The 14937-nt window shown below is 64.3% G+C and carries 16 protein-coding genes; 11 read left to right on the forward strand and 5 right to left on the reverse strand.

All coding sequences use genetic code 11. From position 1 onward, the window contains the following. Positions 1-12 precede the first annotated feature (12 nt). Complete coding sequence (locus HG800_RS19845) at positions 13-426, forward strand: hypothetical protein (protein ID WP_169978732.1); 414 nt, start codon at positions 13-15, stop codon at positions 424-426. A 168-nt stretch (positions 427-594) separates the two neighbouring features. On the opposite strand, the gene HG800_RS19850 is transcribed toward HG800_RS19845, so the two are convergent. Continuing rightward, positions 595-1674 carry a peroxiredoxin family protein gene (locus tag HG800_RS19850; RefSeq protein WP_169978734.1) on the reverse strand — a complete coding sequence of 360 codons (1080 nt, stop codon included), beginning with the start codon at positions 1672-1674 and terminating at the stop codon, positions 595-597. 339 nt (positions 1675-2013) lie between these two features. On the opposite strand from HG800_RS19850, the gene nusB reads away from it, so the two are divergent. The 9 genes from nusB (at position 2014) to HG800_RS19900 (ending at position 11220) form a co-directional block, all read left to right on the forward strand. Then, positions 2014-2532, forward strand: a complete 519-nt coding sequence (nusB, locus tag HG800_RS19855) for a transcription antitermination factor NusB (RefSeq protein ID WP_169978736.1) — start codon at positions 2014-2016, stop codon at positions 2530-2532. Continuing rightward, positions 2529-3392 (forward strand): PHP domain-containing protein, encoded by an 864-nt coding sequence (locus HG800_RS19860; RefSeq protein ID WP_169978738.1) that lies wholly within the window; start codon positions 2529-2531, stop codon positions 3390-3392. Before nusB ends, HG800_RS19860 begins: the two co-directional genes overlap by 4 nt. 43 nt (positions 3393-3435) lie before the next feature. Continuing rightward, positions 3436-4002, forward strand: a complete 567-nt coding sequence (locus HG800_RS19865) for an O-acetyl-ADP-ribose deacetylase (RefSeq protein ID WP_169978740.1) — start codon at positions 3436-3438, stop codon at positions 4000-4002. A gap of 77 nt (positions 4003-4079) precedes the next feature. Then, positions 4080-4985, forward strand: a complete 906-nt coding sequence (gene ftsY, locus HG800_RS19870) for a signal recognition particle-docking protein FtsY (protein ID WP_169978742.1) — start codon at positions 4080-4082, stop codon at positions 4983-4985. A 135-nt stretch (positions 4986-5120) separates the two neighbouring features. Next, positions 5121-6836, forward strand: a complete 1716-nt coding sequence (locus tag HG800_RS19875; protein WP_169978751.1) for a DUF6599 family protein — start codon at positions 5121-5123, stop codon at positions 6834-6836. Between the two features lie 95 nt (positions 6837-6931). Continuing rightward, complete coding sequence (locus tag HG800_RS19880; protein ID WP_169978754.1) at positions 6932-8035, forward strand: DUF362 domain-containing protein; 1104 nt, start codon at positions 6932-6934, stop codon at positions 8033-8035. A 13-nt stretch (positions 8036-8048) separates the two neighbouring features. Further along, positions 8049-8669: a Uma2 family endonuclease gene (locus HG800_RS19885; protein WP_169978756.1), complete on the forward strand. Its 621-nt coding sequence runs from the start codon at positions 8049-8051 to the stop codon at positions 8667-8669. Positions 8670-8795: 126 nt separating this feature from the next. Further along, positions 8796-10685 carry a 4Fe-4S dicluster domain-containing protein gene (locus HG800_RS27560; protein WP_235963819.1) on the forward strand — a complete coding sequence of 630 codons (1890 nt, stop codon included), beginning with the start codon at positions 8796-8798 and terminating at the stop codon, positions 10683-10685. Between the two features lie 199 nt (positions 10686-10884). Beyond that, a complete protein-coding gene (locus tag HG800_RS19900; RefSeq protein ID WP_169978758.1) occupies positions 10885-11220 on the forward strand; it encodes a hypothetical protein in 336 nt (111 codons plus the stop codon). A 186-nt stretch (positions 11221-11406) separates the two neighbouring features. Here the strand turns inward: HG800_RS19900 and HG800_RS19905 are convergent, their stop codons facing one another. The 3 genes from HG800_RS19905 to HG800_RS28475 all read right to left on the reverse strand — a co-directional run bounded on the left by HG800_RS19905 (position 11407) and on the right by HG800_RS28475 (position 12542). Further along, positions 11407-11826, reverse strand: coding sequence for an NYN domain-containing protein (locus tag HG800_RS19905; protein WP_182830383.1), 420 nt, complete (start codon positions 11824-11826; stop codon positions 11407-11409). A gap of 181 nt (positions 11827-12007) precedes the next feature. Continuing rightward, the gene (locus HG800_RS19910) at positions 12008-12268 is read right to left on the reverse strand and encodes a TFIIB-type zinc ribbon-containing protein (RefSeq protein WP_169978760.1); all 261 of its coding nucleotides are present in this window, start codon (positions 12266-12268) and stop codon (positions 12008-12010) included. A 61-nt stretch (positions 12269-12329) separates the two neighbouring features. Next, complete coding sequence (locus tag HG800_RS28475; protein WP_169978763.1) at positions 12330-12542, reverse strand: TFIIB-type zinc ribbon-containing protein; 213 nt, start codon at positions 12540-12542, stop codon at positions 12330-12332. Between the two features lie 270 nt (positions 12543-12812). On the opposite strand from HG800_RS28475, the gene nhaR reads away from it, so the two are divergent. Continuing rightward, positions 12813-13745 (forward strand): transcriptional activator NhaR, encoded by a 933-nt coding sequence (nhaR, locus tag HG800_RS19920; protein ID WP_169978765.1) that lies wholly within the window; start codon positions 12813-12815, stop codon positions 13743-13745. Between the two features lie 172 nt (positions 13746-13917). Here nhaR and HG800_RS19925 read toward each other — a convergent pair whose 3' ends face one another. Next, positions 13918-14817, reverse strand: a complete 900-nt coding sequence (locus HG800_RS19925; RefSeq protein ID WP_169978767.1) for a hypothetical protein — start codon at positions 14815-14817, stop codon at positions 13918-13920. Between the last annotated feature and the right edge of the window lie 120 nt (positions 14818-14937).

Below are 14937 nucleotides of genomic sequence, written 5' to 3' on the forward strand. Positions count from 1 at the left end.
TGGCGAATTGCCATGCCCGACCCGGTCAGAGACTATTTGCGAGGCCGAGGATGCTCAGACAAGGCGATCCGCGGTGGGCTCGAATACCTCACGGGAAAGTGGGAGTCGACGGCGGCTTCTGTCGCCCAGGGTCAGCCGCAATACTACGATCATTATCTCAATGAGGTGATCGTTCGCGACATCCTGGCTGGGGCGTTGGAGGCCGCTCCGCCGGAGCAAAGGGACCGTTTCGAGGGCAGGGTAAAGGCGGCCGACGACCTCATCAGGTCGCACCTCCTCCCGCTCGGGCAAACCCTCGGCAATGAGGTGGCGGCACGGCGTCGCGGTTATTCGCGGGGCCGCGAATGGTGGTTCTACCACCGCCCTTTCTCGATCGACCGGAGCTGGCCGGAGCGGCTCACCGCCCCGGGGGAAAGCCTCCCTTGAACCTGGCGCGGTCTGGGCGTCACGGGCTCACAGAACGCGTACTCCTGAAAGGGGCGTCAGCCTCACGAAGGGCCAACGAGCCCCCCCCTCGGCGCCCGGACTCGGATGCCGGAGAGATGGTTCTGTCCGGCACCAATCGAGGACGATGCGCGACTTGATCCTCGCAACTCACTTCGGCTCGCCGAGCACCTTCTCGACTTCCTCCACGAAATTCGCTTGATTGACATCGAGCGCCGAGATGCGGCCTTCCGAGTCAATCAGAGCATTTGCCGGGATCTCACTCACGGCGTAGGCCTGGGCAATGTCTCCCTCGCCCGGGGAGTTGATGAGATTCGGCCAGCTAATGTTGTAGTCCAGCACGTAGCGTCGGACCTCGGGAATGACCTGCTCGACCGGCTGGCTACCCGAGGCCAAGGCGTCAAGGTTCACTCCCACAATCTGCAAGCCCTTCTGACGGTATTCGTTGTACGCCTCTTTCATCCAGGCGACCTGTTCGGCGTTCGGGCGATACCAGGTGGCCCAGAAGACGAGCAAAATGGGTTTCCCCTCGAAGTCTTCCAGCCGGACCAATCGTCCGTCCACGTCTTTCCCCTGGAAGCTCGGCGCGGGGCGGCCGATCATGTCGAGTTGCTGAATTCGATTGGAGAGGTAGTCGAGAATGGCCGGCTCGTTGCCTTCCTGGGCACTCTCCTTGACCGTCCCGAAGGCCTTTCTGGCAATCTCGTACGCACCAGCCTGCACCAGTCGCTGGTAATAGGCGTCGAGGAGGGACAGCCGAGCGGCGACGGGCAAGGCCACTCGGGCAAGTTCAGCCTCGTCGGCCTCTTTTCCTGCTTCAATGGCCCGTAGCAGGCTCTCGAGTGATTTTTCGAAGTCACCTCGATCGGCCTCGGCCATGATGTTGATGACCTCGGCGAGATACCGCACGACGGCTGTCGGCGGCTGTTGTGAGAGAATTCGTTCGGCGACCGGCTCGGCCTCCTGGTAGAGACCGGCTCCTAACGCATCTCGGAAATAGGTTTCGTAGATGGGGGCGGCCTCTTTCGGATCGCTTCGGCCCGCCAACGCGGCGAGCTGTTCCAGTCGCTCCCGTTCCAGAGCGCGATACTTCCGGTTGAAGTCGGCGTTAATGGCCTCAATCGAGTCAGTTTCCGTCGGGGCCGGTTCCTGGGACCATCCCACCGTGGGAGCCAACAGGGCCAGGGTCACGGCGAGCCGGTGGGCCGGGGCGAGTCGAGAATGGATCATGGCGGGTTCGGGGCTCCTTTGCGGCTCCTCATCGCGATCCGATCCGCGCCGGTCGCGCGATCGGGGGATCCCCGGACGGCCTCTCGTCCGGTTCTCCCATCGCTTCAGAATTGATCATGCCAGGAAGTGGCGCAGATGCCTAGGGCCGAGCCGGGCTCCCTCGCCAGGCTGGTCTGCCCCTTCCAAAGCGTCCGCGCGCCCTTCACGACAGGTCAAACGATTGACTAAGATGGTCTAGCTCACTGAGAGCAACAGAGGGGCGGATGGAGCCCCCCGATCGGTCCGACACCCGCCGACCGACCGACCAACCCACCCCCCGACCCGTCAGCCCGGCCGACCATGACGCGACGCACCCGAGGACGAGAAATCGCGCTTCAGGTCCTCTATCAACTTGACCACAACGCGGACCTTGCCCCCGAGGTCATTCAGGAGTTCGTGGAGCGCCGCCTCCACGACCCGACTCTGAGATCCTATGCCGATGCCCTCATTGAAGGCGTCCGTTCCCGCCAGGATCATCTCGATGAGCTGATCGGACGGGTCGCCGAAAACTGGTCGGTCGAACGCATGGCGGCCATTGACCGCAACGTGCTCCGGCTCGGTGCCTTCGAGATGCTCTACCGTACCGAGGTTCCGGTCAAGGTGGTCATCAACGAGGCACTTGAACTGGCCAAGCGCTACAGCACTGCGCAGTCGAGCCGGTTCGTGAACGGGATTCTCGACCGTCTCCAACCCGCCGCAACCGAGGCTCGCGGCGGTACACCACCGGCCGAGTTGCTTCCCCCCCCAACCTCAACCTCGGAAGCTCCGGAGCCTTCTCTCAAAGACGAAACGGCCGATCGTGAGCCTGAATCATCATGAGCCGCCGACGGCCGCGCCCCCGGCCGGCTCCTCGGGTCGATCGCGGAGCCGACCTGCACGTGCATACAACCCATTCCGACGGCTCCTGTTCTCCGGGAGACGTGGTCCGCGCCGCGGCGACGGTCGGGCTCTCGGCCCTGTCCATTACAGACCACGACACCCTATCGGCCCTTGATGTTGCTCGACCCGAGGCCGATCGGCTGGGCATCGAGCTGATTCCCGGGATCGAGCTGAGCGCCTCCGACGACGGTCGAGAGGTGCACATCCTCGGTCACTTTGTCGACCCTGACGATCCCGACCTTTGCGAGGCTGCGGAGTCGTTGCGACGCAATCGTCAGGAACGCTTGGACCAGATGGTTGCTCGCCTTGCCGGATGCGGCCTGGTGGTCGATCCCGAGTCGCTGCGGCGCTCGTATCCTCGAGCAGCCCTTGGACGCAAGCATCTGGCCGATTACCTCGTGAGGACCGGCCAGGTTGCCACCCATCGTCAGGTCTTTGCCCGCTATCTCGGCGATGACGGTCCGGCCAACGTTTCCAAAGGGGGGCCGACGGTGGCTGAGGCCATCACCCTGATCCTCAACGCCGGCGGCGTTGCAGGGCTCCCTCACCCACCTTATGATTTCTCTTTGGAGCGGCTTGCATCGTATCGAGAGGCTGGGCTTGCCGCCCTGGAGGTCGATGGTCCCGGCGTCGACAACCGCCGATCACGTCGCTGGCGGGAGATTGCCGACCGCTTCGATCTTGTTCCCATTGCCGGCTCCGACTTCCACGCTCCCGACCGGGCCGGCCGCTGGGTCGGGGCCATTGCGACCCCGGCGGACGACCTCAACCGGCTTCGTCAGCGTGCGGGGCGCTCGTGATTGGCTCCCCACGCTCATCCCAGACGATCGGAGACGCTTCGCCATGCCGACCGACCCGATCCTCGATCGCATCCGAGTCGTTCAGGGTGACATCACCTCGCTCAAGGTCGACGCCATTGTCAACGCCGCCAACGAGAGCTTGCTCGGCGGCGGCGGGGTCGATGGGGCGATCCATCGCGCCGCTGGTCCGGAACTCCTGGCCGAATGCCGGACCCTTGGCGGCTGCCCGACCGGGCAGGCGCGGATGACCCAGGGCTATCAGCTCCCCGCCGCTCATGTCATCCACACGGTCGGCCCCGTCTATCAGGGGGGCGACCATGGAGAAGCCGCCCTGCTCCGCTCCTGCTACGTCGAATCGTTGACTCTGGCACATCAACACGGCGTCGAGTCGATCGCCTTTCCGTGCATCTCGACCGGCGTTTTCGGCTATCCGAAGGCCGAGGCCGCCACGATTGCCGTCGACGCCGTCCGCCTCTGGCTGCATGTCCACGACTCGCCCCGGGAAGTCATCTTCTGCGTCTTCGGTGACGACGACCTTGCCCTCTACCAGGCCGAACTGGGGCTCGACGAAACCGGACCAGCCGAATCGGAGGCGAATCGCGTACAATAGCGTGCGTCCGCTTTGTACGGTCGGGGATCGTGATCACGCCGCGACCGGATTTCCCTCACGACCCTCGACCGACGATCATGGCCTTCAAAGACCTCCTCTCCCGCTTCAAGAAGGGCCTGGCCCGCACCGCCAAGCTGTTCGACGTCCGCTCCTGGTTTGGCCGCAAGGTCGATCAGGACTTCCTCGACGAGCTGGAAGCCAAGCTCATCCGGGCCGATGTCGGCGTGAAGGCCACCGAGATTCTCATCGATCGCGTCCGCGAAGCCTTCGCCGACAAGACCGCTGACGAGGATCTACTCACCTTCCTCAAGGCCGAGATGAAGGTCCTGCTCCAGGACCCCAAGGCCGGCGAGCTGAACCGGGCCGCCTCAAACCCGACCGTCATCCTCGTGGCGGGAGTCAACGGCTCGGGGAAGACAACCTCGATTGCCAAGCTTTCGCAATTCCTGAAGGATCAAGGGCACTCGATCGTCCTTGCCGCCTGCGACACCTTCCGCGCCGCCGCAGCCGACCAGCTCGCCATCTGGGCCGATCGCGCCGGGGCCGAGCTGGTCCGCGGCAACCCTGGGGCCGACCCCGCCAGCGTCGCCCACGATGCCTGCGATCGCGCCCTCGCCCATAAGACCGACTTCCTGATCGTCGATACCGCCGGCCGCCTGCACACCCAGACCCACCTCATGCGCGAGCTGGAGAAGGTCCGCGGCATCATCGCCCGCAAGATCTCCGGCGCCCCTCACGAGGCCCTGCTCGTCCTCGACGCCACCAACGGCCAGAACGCCCTGCAGCAGGCCAAGATGTTCTCCCAGTCGATCGACTGCTCCGGCGTGATCCTCACGAAGCTCGACGGCACCGCCAAGGGGGGCATCGTCGTCGCCGTCCGCCAGCAGACCGGCCTGCCCGTGAAGTTCGTCGGCGTCGGCGAGGGGATCGACGACCTGCAGCCGTTCGACCCGGACGCTTTCGTTGAGTCGCTCTTTTCCTGATCCCTCCTTTCGTTCGTCTGGATCGGCAGCTTGCCGATTGCTGCCTGGCCCCGATGTCCGATAGAATCCGAAGAAGAATTCAACGAATCGTCAACACCGACCCTCGTCCCTCTTGGCTCGGAGCGATCGAGACGCATGGAACCGACCACGTCCGGCCCCTTGAATCTTCTTCAGGACTGGTTCCTGGCCGATCCGATGCGCGGCCTGGCCGCCCTGGCCTGCGTGATCGCCCTGGCCACCACGCCGATCGCCTTCGCCCTGCTCGGCCGCACCGAGTACCTCCACACCCGCAGGGGCCGTGTGTACCGCAAGCCTGAATGGTGGTCGGTCGTCTGCGGCATGGCCCTGGTGATGGGAGTCCCGGGCATCATCCTCGTCCTGCTGGTTAAGAGCCAGTACTTCGATGAAGATCGCTACGCCTTCGACCCCAACCGCACCTGGTCGGTCGCGGACCAGGGACGACAGTTCCGCAACGCTCAGGAACTGGCGGACGCGGCCCAGCAGGAATACGAACGGCTACAGAACGAGCGTCGGTTGATTAGCGACGGGATCAAGGCACTCGACCAGGCGATGATCACCCTCAGATCGGCCGTCGCCGTCGCCCCCCCGACCGCCGAGGCCATGCCCGAGGTCCTGGAGCGACTGGCGACCATCCGGAAAGCCGTCGGGGTCGATGCCCCTCAGCAATTGCTCGACGAGACCGCCCCGCCCATCGAGATCGCCCGCTCTGGAGCCCCAAGCTTCCCTTATCCCTTCATGATGCCTCCTGGAGTGGACTGGGGTGGGATGACCTCCGGCGCTCCTGCGGCCGCGGAACCCCCCGGCCCCGGTCTCTCACCCGCCGAACGCGAGGCCGAACTCGCCCAGGTGCCCGACGAGCAGCGGTCGCTTGCTGCGCTTCTCCCGCTGACCAACCTGCCCGAGGGCTGGGCAATTGGCGACTCGGGTGGCCGATCGCTCGAATCCTTTAACGCCGGCAACCTCTACGAGAAGATCGACGGCCGCGCCGAGAGCTTTGTTCAGTACGACGTGGTCGGGATGGCTTACACCTTCTATCACCCTGAAGGCAACCCCGCCAACGAGGTGCAGCTCTACATCTTCGAGATGGACAGCCCCCTAAAGGCCCTCGGTAAGTACGGCACTGAAAAACCCGAAGAAGCCGAATCGCTCCAGCTCGGCAGCGCCGGCTATGCCTCCGGGGCTAGTGTTTTCTTCCACGCGAAGTCGTATTACGTTCAGGTCGTGCCCACTTCCGAGTCCGACGAGTTCCGCGACTTTGCCCTTACGATCGCTCGGCGTATCTCGAACGAGGTGCTTCCCGGCTCGGCCCCCGAGCCAAAGCCCGAGGGTGAGACCGCGCTCGCCTCGGCCGAAGCCGAGGAAATGGCGGACACGGATGCGGCTTCCTCCGCCGCCGAGGCGGCCGACCCCACCGCCTTGTTCGCGCTCCTGCCCGACGGCCCCGGCCGAACCAACGAGCAATACCTCGCGCAGGATGCGTTTGGCTATGCCTTCCTCTCCGATGTCTTCATGGCCAGTTACGGTGAGAACGATCTCACCTGGCAGGCATTCATTCGACCTTATGCCTCTCCTGAACGTGCCCAGGAGATTTTCGAGCTTTATCGGGCCGATGCCGAGTCGTTCGACGCCACCATTACGGAAGTCGAGACCGAGGTCGCCGATGCCATGTTCGTTGCCGAGAATTTCGGCCTGATCGAGGTCATTTTCCGCAAGGGCAACGCCGTCGGTGGTCTGAACGATTCCACCGACCTCGATGCCGCCCGGGCCTTCATCGACCGCTTCGCCGGCTCGCTCCCCGAGACGGTGCCCCACTTCGACGAAGGCGAATGACCCGCCACGTTGTCGATCCCGGTGACATCGAACGTTCCGCGTGTCCTCCCGACCTCCCGCCGACTCCTTCCCCGAACTGAACCGAGGCCTTCGCCATGGGCGAGAAGCTAACCCGGACCCAGCAGAAGAACCTGGAGCGGCTCGGAGGGGTGAATCCCGCCGAGGCGCCCATCCCTCGACGCCAGTTCCTCACCCAAATCGGCGTCGGCGCGGCCGCCGTTGGCGCGGCCGCCGGGGTGGGCGTGGCAATCACCGACCCCTGGGGCATGAAGGGGGTCGAGCCGCCCCCCCCGGTCCGGTTGAAGGACTACTCGATTGCCCTCGCTCCCAGCCGGCCGAGCCTCGTCGTCGTCCGCGCGACCCCTCCCGACCGCTCTGCTTTTGAATCGCCCGATGCCGAGTACGCGGCCCGCGAGGAGCAGGCCCTCACCATGGTCCGCTCGGCTCTCCAGGAGATGGGCGGCGTCGAGCAGTTCATCCAGAAGGGGGACGTGGTCGTCATCAAGCCGAACGTCGCCTTCGACAAGAACCCGGACCTCGGCGCGACCAGCCAGCCCGACACCGTCTCGGCCGTCGTCAAGCTCTGCTTCGCCGCCGGTGCCCGCAAGGTGATCGTCTGCGACAACCCGATCAACAACCCCGAGAGCTGCTTCTTCAAGACCCGCGTCGGTGACGCCGCCCAGCGGGCAGGGGCCACCTTGATGCTGCCAAAGTCCAGCTACTTCGAGCCCCTCTACGTCGGCGGCGAGACGATCAAGGACACCTGGAGCATGTTCTACGCCCCCTTCAAGGAGGCAACGAAGGTCATCGGAATCAGCCCGGTCAAGGACCACAACCTCTGCAAGGCGACCATCTGCCTGAAGAACTGGTACGGCCTGCTCGGCAACCCCCGCAACCAGTTCCACCAGGACATTCACGGCATCATCTCCGACTTTGCCAAGATGATGAAGCCGACCCTCGTGATCGCCGACGGCCGCAAGCTCCTCATGCGCAACGGGCCGACCGGCGGCAGCCTCAACGACGTGAAGCAGTCCGACGCCATCGTCGTCGGCACCGATCACGTCGCCGTCGATAGCTGGTGCGTCTCCAAGCTCCTGGAGAAGCAGCGGCACGAGATCCTCTACCTCGACAAGGCCATCGACCGCGGCCTCGCCTCCGACTGGCGGCCCCAGTGGACCCGAGAAATCACCGTCGTGTGAGGAGAGGCCCGCCATGAGCGGCAACGTCACACTGACCCGAGCCTTGCTTCGAGGACCCCTCAAGGTCCGGTTCCGCCCTGGTCTATCGGAAGATGCATTCTGGCGGCTCTGCCAGCAAAACCCCCAACTGGATTTCGAACGGACGGCGTGGGGAGATCTCGTTATCGTGGCCCCTGCCGGAGCGGATTCCGACTCTCGGAACACGGAATTGACGGGCCAGTTGTGGCTCTGGAACCGATCGAACGGCGATCCCGGATGTGTCTTCGGCCCTTCTGCCGGTTTCACGCTCCCCAACACGGCGGTCCGAGGCCCCGATGCGTCCTGGATCTCCCGGGAGCGTTGGGAGATGCTGCCGAGGGGCGATCGTGAGCGGTTTGCCCACATCTGCCCCGAGTTCGTGGTCGAGATTCGATCGCGGAGCGATCGCAAGCGGGAACTTCGGGCGAAGATGCGCGAGTACCTCGCCAACGGCGCCCAGCTCGGCTGGCTGATCGACCCCACGATCAAGGCCAGGACCGTTGAGATTTACCGCCCCGACCTCCCCCTTGAGGTGCTCAAGTGCCCCGACACACTCTCAGGGGAAGATATCCTCCCCGGTTTCGTGCTCGACCTCAAAGGGATCCTCTTGGATTGACCGGCTGGGTTGGATTCTCGGGAATCGTGTTCAACATTTCCCCCCGTTGCTGATAGACTCTTTCAACACTCGCACTTATCCGCGAATCATCCCCCTGGGCTCGACGGCCCCTGTTCGGAGGAACCGATGGTCAAGATCCGTCGCGCCTACGAGGCGCTCGCCCTCGGACTCTTCCTGTTCTTCTTGCTGATCACAGATCTGCGCTTCCTCAAAGGCTGGCCGGTCTCGTGGTTCCTGGAAGCCTCTCCACTGGTAGCAGTCGCCACTGCCCTGACGACCCACACGATCTACCGGAACCTGTTCTGGGGCCTCGTGATCCTCGGCATCACGATGATGCTCGGACGGGTCTGGTGCAACTGGATGTGCCCTTTCGGCATCCTGCACCACCTGTTCGGCTACATCGGCAACCGCCGCAACACGAAGCAGATGATCGAGGTCAACCGCTACCGCCGCATCTACGCCATCAAGTACTACATCCTGGCGGCGATGATCGCCATGGCCGCCCTCTGGATCGTCCCCGCCCTCTACAACGCCCCGGGCAAGATCGCCGAGGCGTACGACGAGGCCGCCCTCGCCCGCGCGGCCGAGGGCGAATCGGTGTCGTCCTTCAGCCAGGTCTTCGGCCTCTCGTCGTGGATGATTGGTCTGGGCCTGGTTTCGCTTGGGAGTTACGCGGTCCTGCGAGCGCTCGGCCTCTTCGGACCGGCCCGGCTGGCTCGGGTGCCGGTGTCGGGGGCCTTGCTCGGGGTGATTGTGCTGGGCCTTGGCATCGGCATCGTTCGTGCGGGCGTCCCGGAAACGCTTTCGGCCGTCGGAGATGGCGTCGGTCGATCGGTCGAGGCCTCGCGCCGGGGCAACTCGACGCTCCAGATCGGCCTGCTCGACCCGATCGCCCTCACCGTCCGGTCGATGACCACCAGCGTCCTCCCTTCGGTCGACAAGGCGACCGAAGGGGTCTACACCGAGACCCGCGAATACTGGTTCGCCTGGGTCGTCGGCCTGATCTTCCTCGGCTTCCTCGTCGCCAACTGGTTCATCCCGCGCTTCTTCTGCCGGGCGGTCTGCCCGCTCGGGGCCTTGCTCGGTGTCTTCAGCCGGTTCTCGCTCTGGCGAATCGACCGCGACCCGGTCCGCTGTACCGACTGCGACCTCTGCCTCAAGAGCTGCGAAGGCGCCTCCGACCCTCACACCGACCTCCGCAAGAGCGAATGCTTCGTCTGCTTCAACTGCATCGAGGACTGCCCGCACGACGCCCTCCAGTTCCGCTTCCTCCCGCGCAAAGCGAGTGAAGTCACCGGCCCGGCGCTTAATCGCCGATCCCTGATGCTTGCCGGGGTTTTCGGCGTCCTCTTCTTCCCGATGGCCCGGCTCTCCGGCGGCGTGAAGAAGAACTTCGACCGCCGCGTGATCCGGCCCCCCGGCTCGGTCGCCGAGGACGAATTCCTCCGCCGCTGCATCAAGTGCGACCAGTGTATCCGGGTCTGCCCGACCAACGTCCTGCAGCCTGCCCTGTTCGAGGCGGGGATCGAGGGGCTCTGGACCCCGATCATGATCTCCAAGATGGGCTGGTGCGAGCTGAACTGCACCCTCTGCAGCCAGGTCTGCCCGACCGGCGCCATCCGCGAGATTTCGATCGCCGAGAAGCTCGGCGTCGGCCCGTTCGAGGCCCAGGGGCCGATCAAGACCGGCACCGCCTTCTACAACCGCGGCCGCTGCCTCCCCTGGGCGATGGACGTCGAGTGCGTCGTCTGCGAGGAGGTCTGCCCGACCAGCCCGAAGGCCATCTTCACCCGCAACGTCGAGGTCACCGACCGCTGGGGTGGCACCCTCGAACTCAAGCGCCCCTTCATCGACCCCGAGAAGTGCATCGGCTGCGGCATCTGCGAGCACGAGTGCCCCGTCAAGGACGATCCCGCCGTCTACGTCACCGCCATCGGCGAGACGCGAGACAAGGAACGCTCCCTGCTCCTCTCGCTCGTCGAGGACCCCAGCCTGGCCGATCAGTTCATGGCCTGAGCCGGGCATCTCCCGCCGATCACCACCCGCTCGACGGTGGTTTCGATCCCAGCATGGTGAACCGCCCTGTCAGGATACGGATACGCTACTTGTCAGGGTCTCCGGGATAGGCTTCGACGGGTCCACATTCCTCGGTCGCCTGGGTCGTGTATGTTGGAGGGGCCGGGTCATCGGCCACGATCCAGTACAAGTTGAGTCCATGCGAATCCGCTATGTTGAAGGCAGACTGATCCTGAGTATCCCACGGCGGCCAAAGCTCGGCCTCCGAGGGCTCATCCTCCTCGTCGCCGTCTCGGCATTGGTCCTCTCCTACCCGGTCAGCTACCATCGCCTCTCCCGGCGTGGGCTCCAAGAGGCCGAAATCTACGGCATCGAAGGCTTCCTGTACGTCCCCTTCGAGGAAGCCGCCGCCTCTGAGGACCTGTCCCGCCATTACGCACTGAAGGCAATTTACACCCCGGCGAACTGGATCGACAGGACGATCTTCGGCGGCCCGTACCCAACCCTTTGCATCATTTGGCGACTGAGTGGCTGACCCAGGCCGCTACGTCAAATAGCGTCTACGCCAGATGGGGGGGCTGCTGTCCTGCACGTCCGCAGGCCTTCCTGCGGCCAACCTGGGCTTGTGTGGGCGATCCCTGAAATGTCAGGGACTTCGGCCCGGATCGGGTCAAACGGCCGGGGTCCTCGGGGCGGTGAGGCACCCGCTCGTTGCGAATTCTCAAGGCTCGGGCAAATGTCCCGGGTGCTCGGCCTGATCGATGCGGTCCAGGAGCCAGGTCGCTCCCTCGACCCGAGCCCCGAGGGCCTCGACCCTCCTCCGGAGTTCCCGGTCGGAGGTGACCACCGTGATGTCCTCGGATTGGTCGGGGACCAGCGCGACAATATGATCATCGGCCGCGTTGGGCGCCGAATGCCCCGCGTAACGCACCAGGACGCCGTCGTACTCCCCTGCCGGCATCTCCCGCACGGGACGGCCGTCGATGACGACCTCAATCCGTTCGGGACGCGCCGCCGCCAGTCGTTGCAGGCGGCCCACGAGCCGGCACTTCGCGGCATTCGGATCGCGCCACCACCCGTCCGGCCGTGTGCCGATGACATTCATGGCATCGACGATTAGGAGCGGGGTCCTCGATGTCATCGCGTCTCGCCCCTGGTCGAGATCCGTGGGGTGGTCGTTGTCACGCAACGTCGATGCAAGTTCGATTCCCCCACCACGCAAAACCCCGGGCCCCGGCCCTGGCCCCGGAGTTCCCCACGCTTGCCGTGGGAAGAACTGTCCGGGAACAGGGCCGAGGCCCGGGAATCCGCCTGCCGATCGCTCAGTCGGCGTTGAGCACTGTCATCCAGAACGACGGCTCGGCTCGTCGAGCGCCCGGAGCCTGATCGGGCCCGCTGGCGGGGGCGACGGCCTCGACCTGTCCGACTTCCGCAGTCGGCAGAGGAAGATCGGCCCATCGATCGAGAATCGCGTTCAACTCGCCTCGATCGAGCCAGACCCCTTGGCACGACGGGCAGGTGTCGATCTCGACGTCGACCCGATGGTCGGTAATCAGCAGCATGTCGCAATTCGGGCACCTCATGACGTGTGTCCTCCTGAATAATGACCCAACACCATGAACACGTTGTGCAACGTCACCGTTCTCAATGTGGCCGAGATGAAACCAGGTGATTTCCCGGATCGAGTATCGGCCGAGACGCCACGCCCTGCGCATGCTCGGGCGATCGAGACTCCCGGATAATCGCGTCCAGTTCGCCTCGATCCAACCAGACTCCCCAGCATTTCGGGCAAAAGTCGATAGCCACCGGACCGCGATTGGCAGGCATCAACCGGGTGTTGCAGCTGGGACACTTCATGGGCAAACCCTCCTGAGCAAGACGTGTGATCGGCGGAACCGCCGGTCAACCTCGCAGAACGATGATGCAAACGGTTCCGCTCGTGAGGGATCCACTCGTGAAATTGCCAAGAGCACGGGCCACACCTCCCGTTCGCTCCCCCCCGGTGCGATTCGGGCGGCGTAGCACCGCGCTCTCGACAAGGAGGATTATTGGCAAAAAAATCCAATTCGACTATAAGAAAGCAGGAATCGCTCTCTTCGGATTTTTCGAACGATTGGCGAGCACGTCATGCAGCCCCAGATCAACTACAACCACCTCTATTACTTCTGGGTCGTGGCCCGTACGGGGAGCATCGCCGCGGCCTGCGACGAGTTGATGCTCGCCCCGCCGACGATTAGCACCCAACTCAAGACTCTGGAGACGAATCTGGGGAACCGCCTGTTCGAGCGCCAGGGACGGGGGATGGTTCTGACCCAGACGGGCCGCCTGGTTTTTCGCCATGCCGATGAGATGTTCCGGACGGCGTCGGACTTGATGGAGACCCTCCGCGGTCGTCCGCCCGGCCGGCCCATGCGGCTCACCCTCGGAATTGCCGATGCGATGCCGAAAACCGTCGCCTATCGCCTTGTCCGCCCGGTCATGACCGGGCCAGAGTCGGTCAGCCTTGTGTGTCATGAAGGAAAGCCTGCGCAGTTACTTGCCGATCTGGCCCTTCATGAGCTAGATGCGGTGCTGACCGACTCTCCCCTCGTTCCCGAGGTTCGCGTCAAGGCCTTCACCCACCTGTTAGGAGAATGCGGGGTGACATTGCTCGGCAGCCCTGAGCTCGCCGAACGCTATCGACCGGGATTCCCCGACTCGCTCCACCGTGCGCCGCTGCTCTTGCCGACCGTGACCTCCGCCTTGCGACGCATGCTCGATGCCTGGTTTCAGACGCGGGGCCTCCGACCCGAGATCCGAGGAGAAATTGCCGACAGCGCCTTGATCAAGGTCTTCGGCCAATCAGGGGAAGGGCTCTTTTTCGTTCCTTCGGTCGTCGAGTCGGAGGTCTGCGAGCAGTACGAGGTCGAGCGCGTTGGTCGCATCGACGAGGTCCGCGAGCGCTTCTTCGCCGTGACGATCGAGCGCACCATCCACCATCCGGCCGTCATTGCCCTCTGCGATGCGGCACGTCGAACGTTCGGAGAGGGACAGACGCCCAGCCCGGAATCCAGGTCGTGATGCCCGACAGGGACGCCGCAGTGGCGTTCGCCCGGGGGTGGCGTGTCATTGGGAAATCGACCCGGCAATACGCCAGTCGCGGCCCCCTGACATCGAGCGATCTCCGCGAGGATCATCCGGGGCCGCCGGCCCCTGCATCGGCCCCCGAGGCCGAGACCGATCACGACAGGGATCAGACCGTCCCTCCGAGCCATTGGATCTGCTCCCGCAAGGCCCTGATCTGCCCCTCTCTGTCGCGAATGCTGTCGATCTCTCCGTCAAGGAGCGTCGGCTTCTTGTCGGCCCAGGCCTTGAACGCCGAGGCGAGCTGGTCCACGGTCGCGGTGCCCTTCTGATAGTCGTTGAGCCTGGCGTCCAGCGCCTTGAGCTTGCTGCTTCGCCACTTGTTGCCGATAAATCCCGGCACGGTGGTGTCCCGGACGAAATCCCGACCGCTCGGGACCGTCGTCAGGCCGTCCCGGTGGACTTTCCGCTTGATGGAGTTGTCCCCGCAGCTGTAGCAGCAGGATGCCGGATCGAGGACGGCCGTGGTGCTCGTCGTCTCGTTTCGCTGTCGCTTGACGCCCACGCCCCACAGGTCGACGGCGAAGCAGCCGCGCGGGAAGCGATCGCGGTACTGGATGGCCGCGTCCTTCGGGCAGCCCACCAGCAGGAACCAGTGCCCGTTGGCGTTGCCCTGGGCCTGCTCGATGACCGTGATCGCCCCGCGGCAGTTGTTGCTGCGGAGCAGGTAGAACACCAGGGCGGTGCAGGTGTCGCAGCGGATCCCCATGGACCCCACATTCTGAAATCGCTGGTGGACCCGACGGCCGTACTCGAACCACCAGGACTCGCTGACGGTGTTCTGGCCCATCCCCTGGAGGAGCAAAGCCGTGTCGCTCTGGGAGCTCTTCATCATCGGGTCGTTGCCCGGAAGGGCGCCATCATCGACGACGACCGGCCGGACCTCATTCCTCATGGCCCCGCTCGTCGGGTTGTAGACCTTCTTGGTAATGGTCCTGAAAAGATAGGGGTCAATCAGATTCCGGACAAGGTTAATGTCGAATAATCGCAATTCTGCCCCCTTTGCCATGGATCGTGTTCGGAAGAAGTCATTCGACGCACGTTCCAGAGTCGCCGGTCGGTCTCGAGAGAATCGAATCGAACGACCATCAAGAGGCGAGGACCATTGAGGGTGTTGTTGATCGATTCT

The organism is Tautonia rosea, from assembly GCF_012958305.1.
GTDB lineage: Bacteria > Planctomycetota > Planctomycetia > Isosphaerales > Isosphaeraceae > Tautonia > Tautonia rosea.

Coding starts and splice junctions, on each gene's coding strand:
- HG800_RS19845 (WP_169978732.1), top strand. CDS start 13: ATGCCCGACCCGGTCAGAGACTATTTGCGAGGCCGAGGATGCTCAGAC.
- HG800_RS19860 (WP_169978738.1), top strand. CDS start 2,529: ATGAGCCGCCGACGGCCGCGCCCCCGGCCGGCTCCTCGGGTCGATCGC.
- nusB (WP_169978736.1), top strand. CDS start 2,014: ATGACGCGACGCACCCGAGGACGAGAAATCGCGCTTCAGGTCCTCTAT.
- ftsY (WP_169978742.1), top strand. CDS start 4,080: ATGGCCTTCAAAGACCTCCTCTCCCGCTTCAAGAAGGGCCTGGCCCGC.
- HG800_RS19850 (WP_169978734.1), bottom strand. CDS start 1,674: ATGATCCATTCTCGACTCGCCCCGGCCCACCGGCTCGCCGTGACCCTG.
- HG800_RS19885 (WP_169978756.1), top strand. CDS start 8,049: ATGAGCGGCAACGTCACACTGACCCGAGCCTTGCTTCGAGGACCCCTC.
- HG800_RS19875 (WP_169978751.1), top strand. CDS start 5,121: ATGGAACCGACCACGTCCGGCCCCTTGAATCTTCTTCAGGACTGGTTC.
- HG800_RS19925 (WP_169978767.1), bottom strand. CDS start 14,817: ATGGCAAAGGGGGCAGAATTGCGATTATTCGACATTAACCTTGTCCGG.
- HG800_RS19910 (WP_169978760.1), bottom strand. CDS start 12,268: ATGAGGTGCCCGAATTGCGACATGCTGCTGATTACCGACCATCGGGTC.
- HG800_RS19905 (WP_182830383.1), bottom strand. CDS start 11,826: ATGACATCGAGGACCCCGCTCCTAATCGTCGATGCCATGAATGTCATC.
- nhaR (WP_169978765.1), top strand. CDS start 12,813: ATGCAGCCCCAGATCAACTACAACCACCTCTATTACTTCTGGGTCGTG.
- HG800_RS19865 (WP_169978740.1), top strand. CDS start 3,436: ATGCCGACCGACCCGATCCTCGATCGCATCCGAGTCGTTCAGGGTGAC.
- HG800_RS28475 (WP_169978763.1), bottom strand. CDS start 12,542: ATGAAGTGTCCCAGCTGCAACACCCGGTTGATGCCTGCCAATCGCGGT.
- HG800_RS27560 (WP_235963819.1), top strand. CDS start 8,796: ATGGTCAAGATCCGTCGCGCCTACGAGGCGCTCGCCCTCGGACTCTTC.
- HG800_RS19880 (WP_169978754.1), top strand. CDS start 6,932: ATGGGCGAGAAGCTAACCCGGACCCAGCAGAAGAACCTGGAGCGGCTC.
- HG800_RS19900 (WP_169978758.1), top strand. CDS start 10,885: ATGCGAATCCGCTATGTTGAAGGCAGACTGATCCTGAGTATCCCACGG.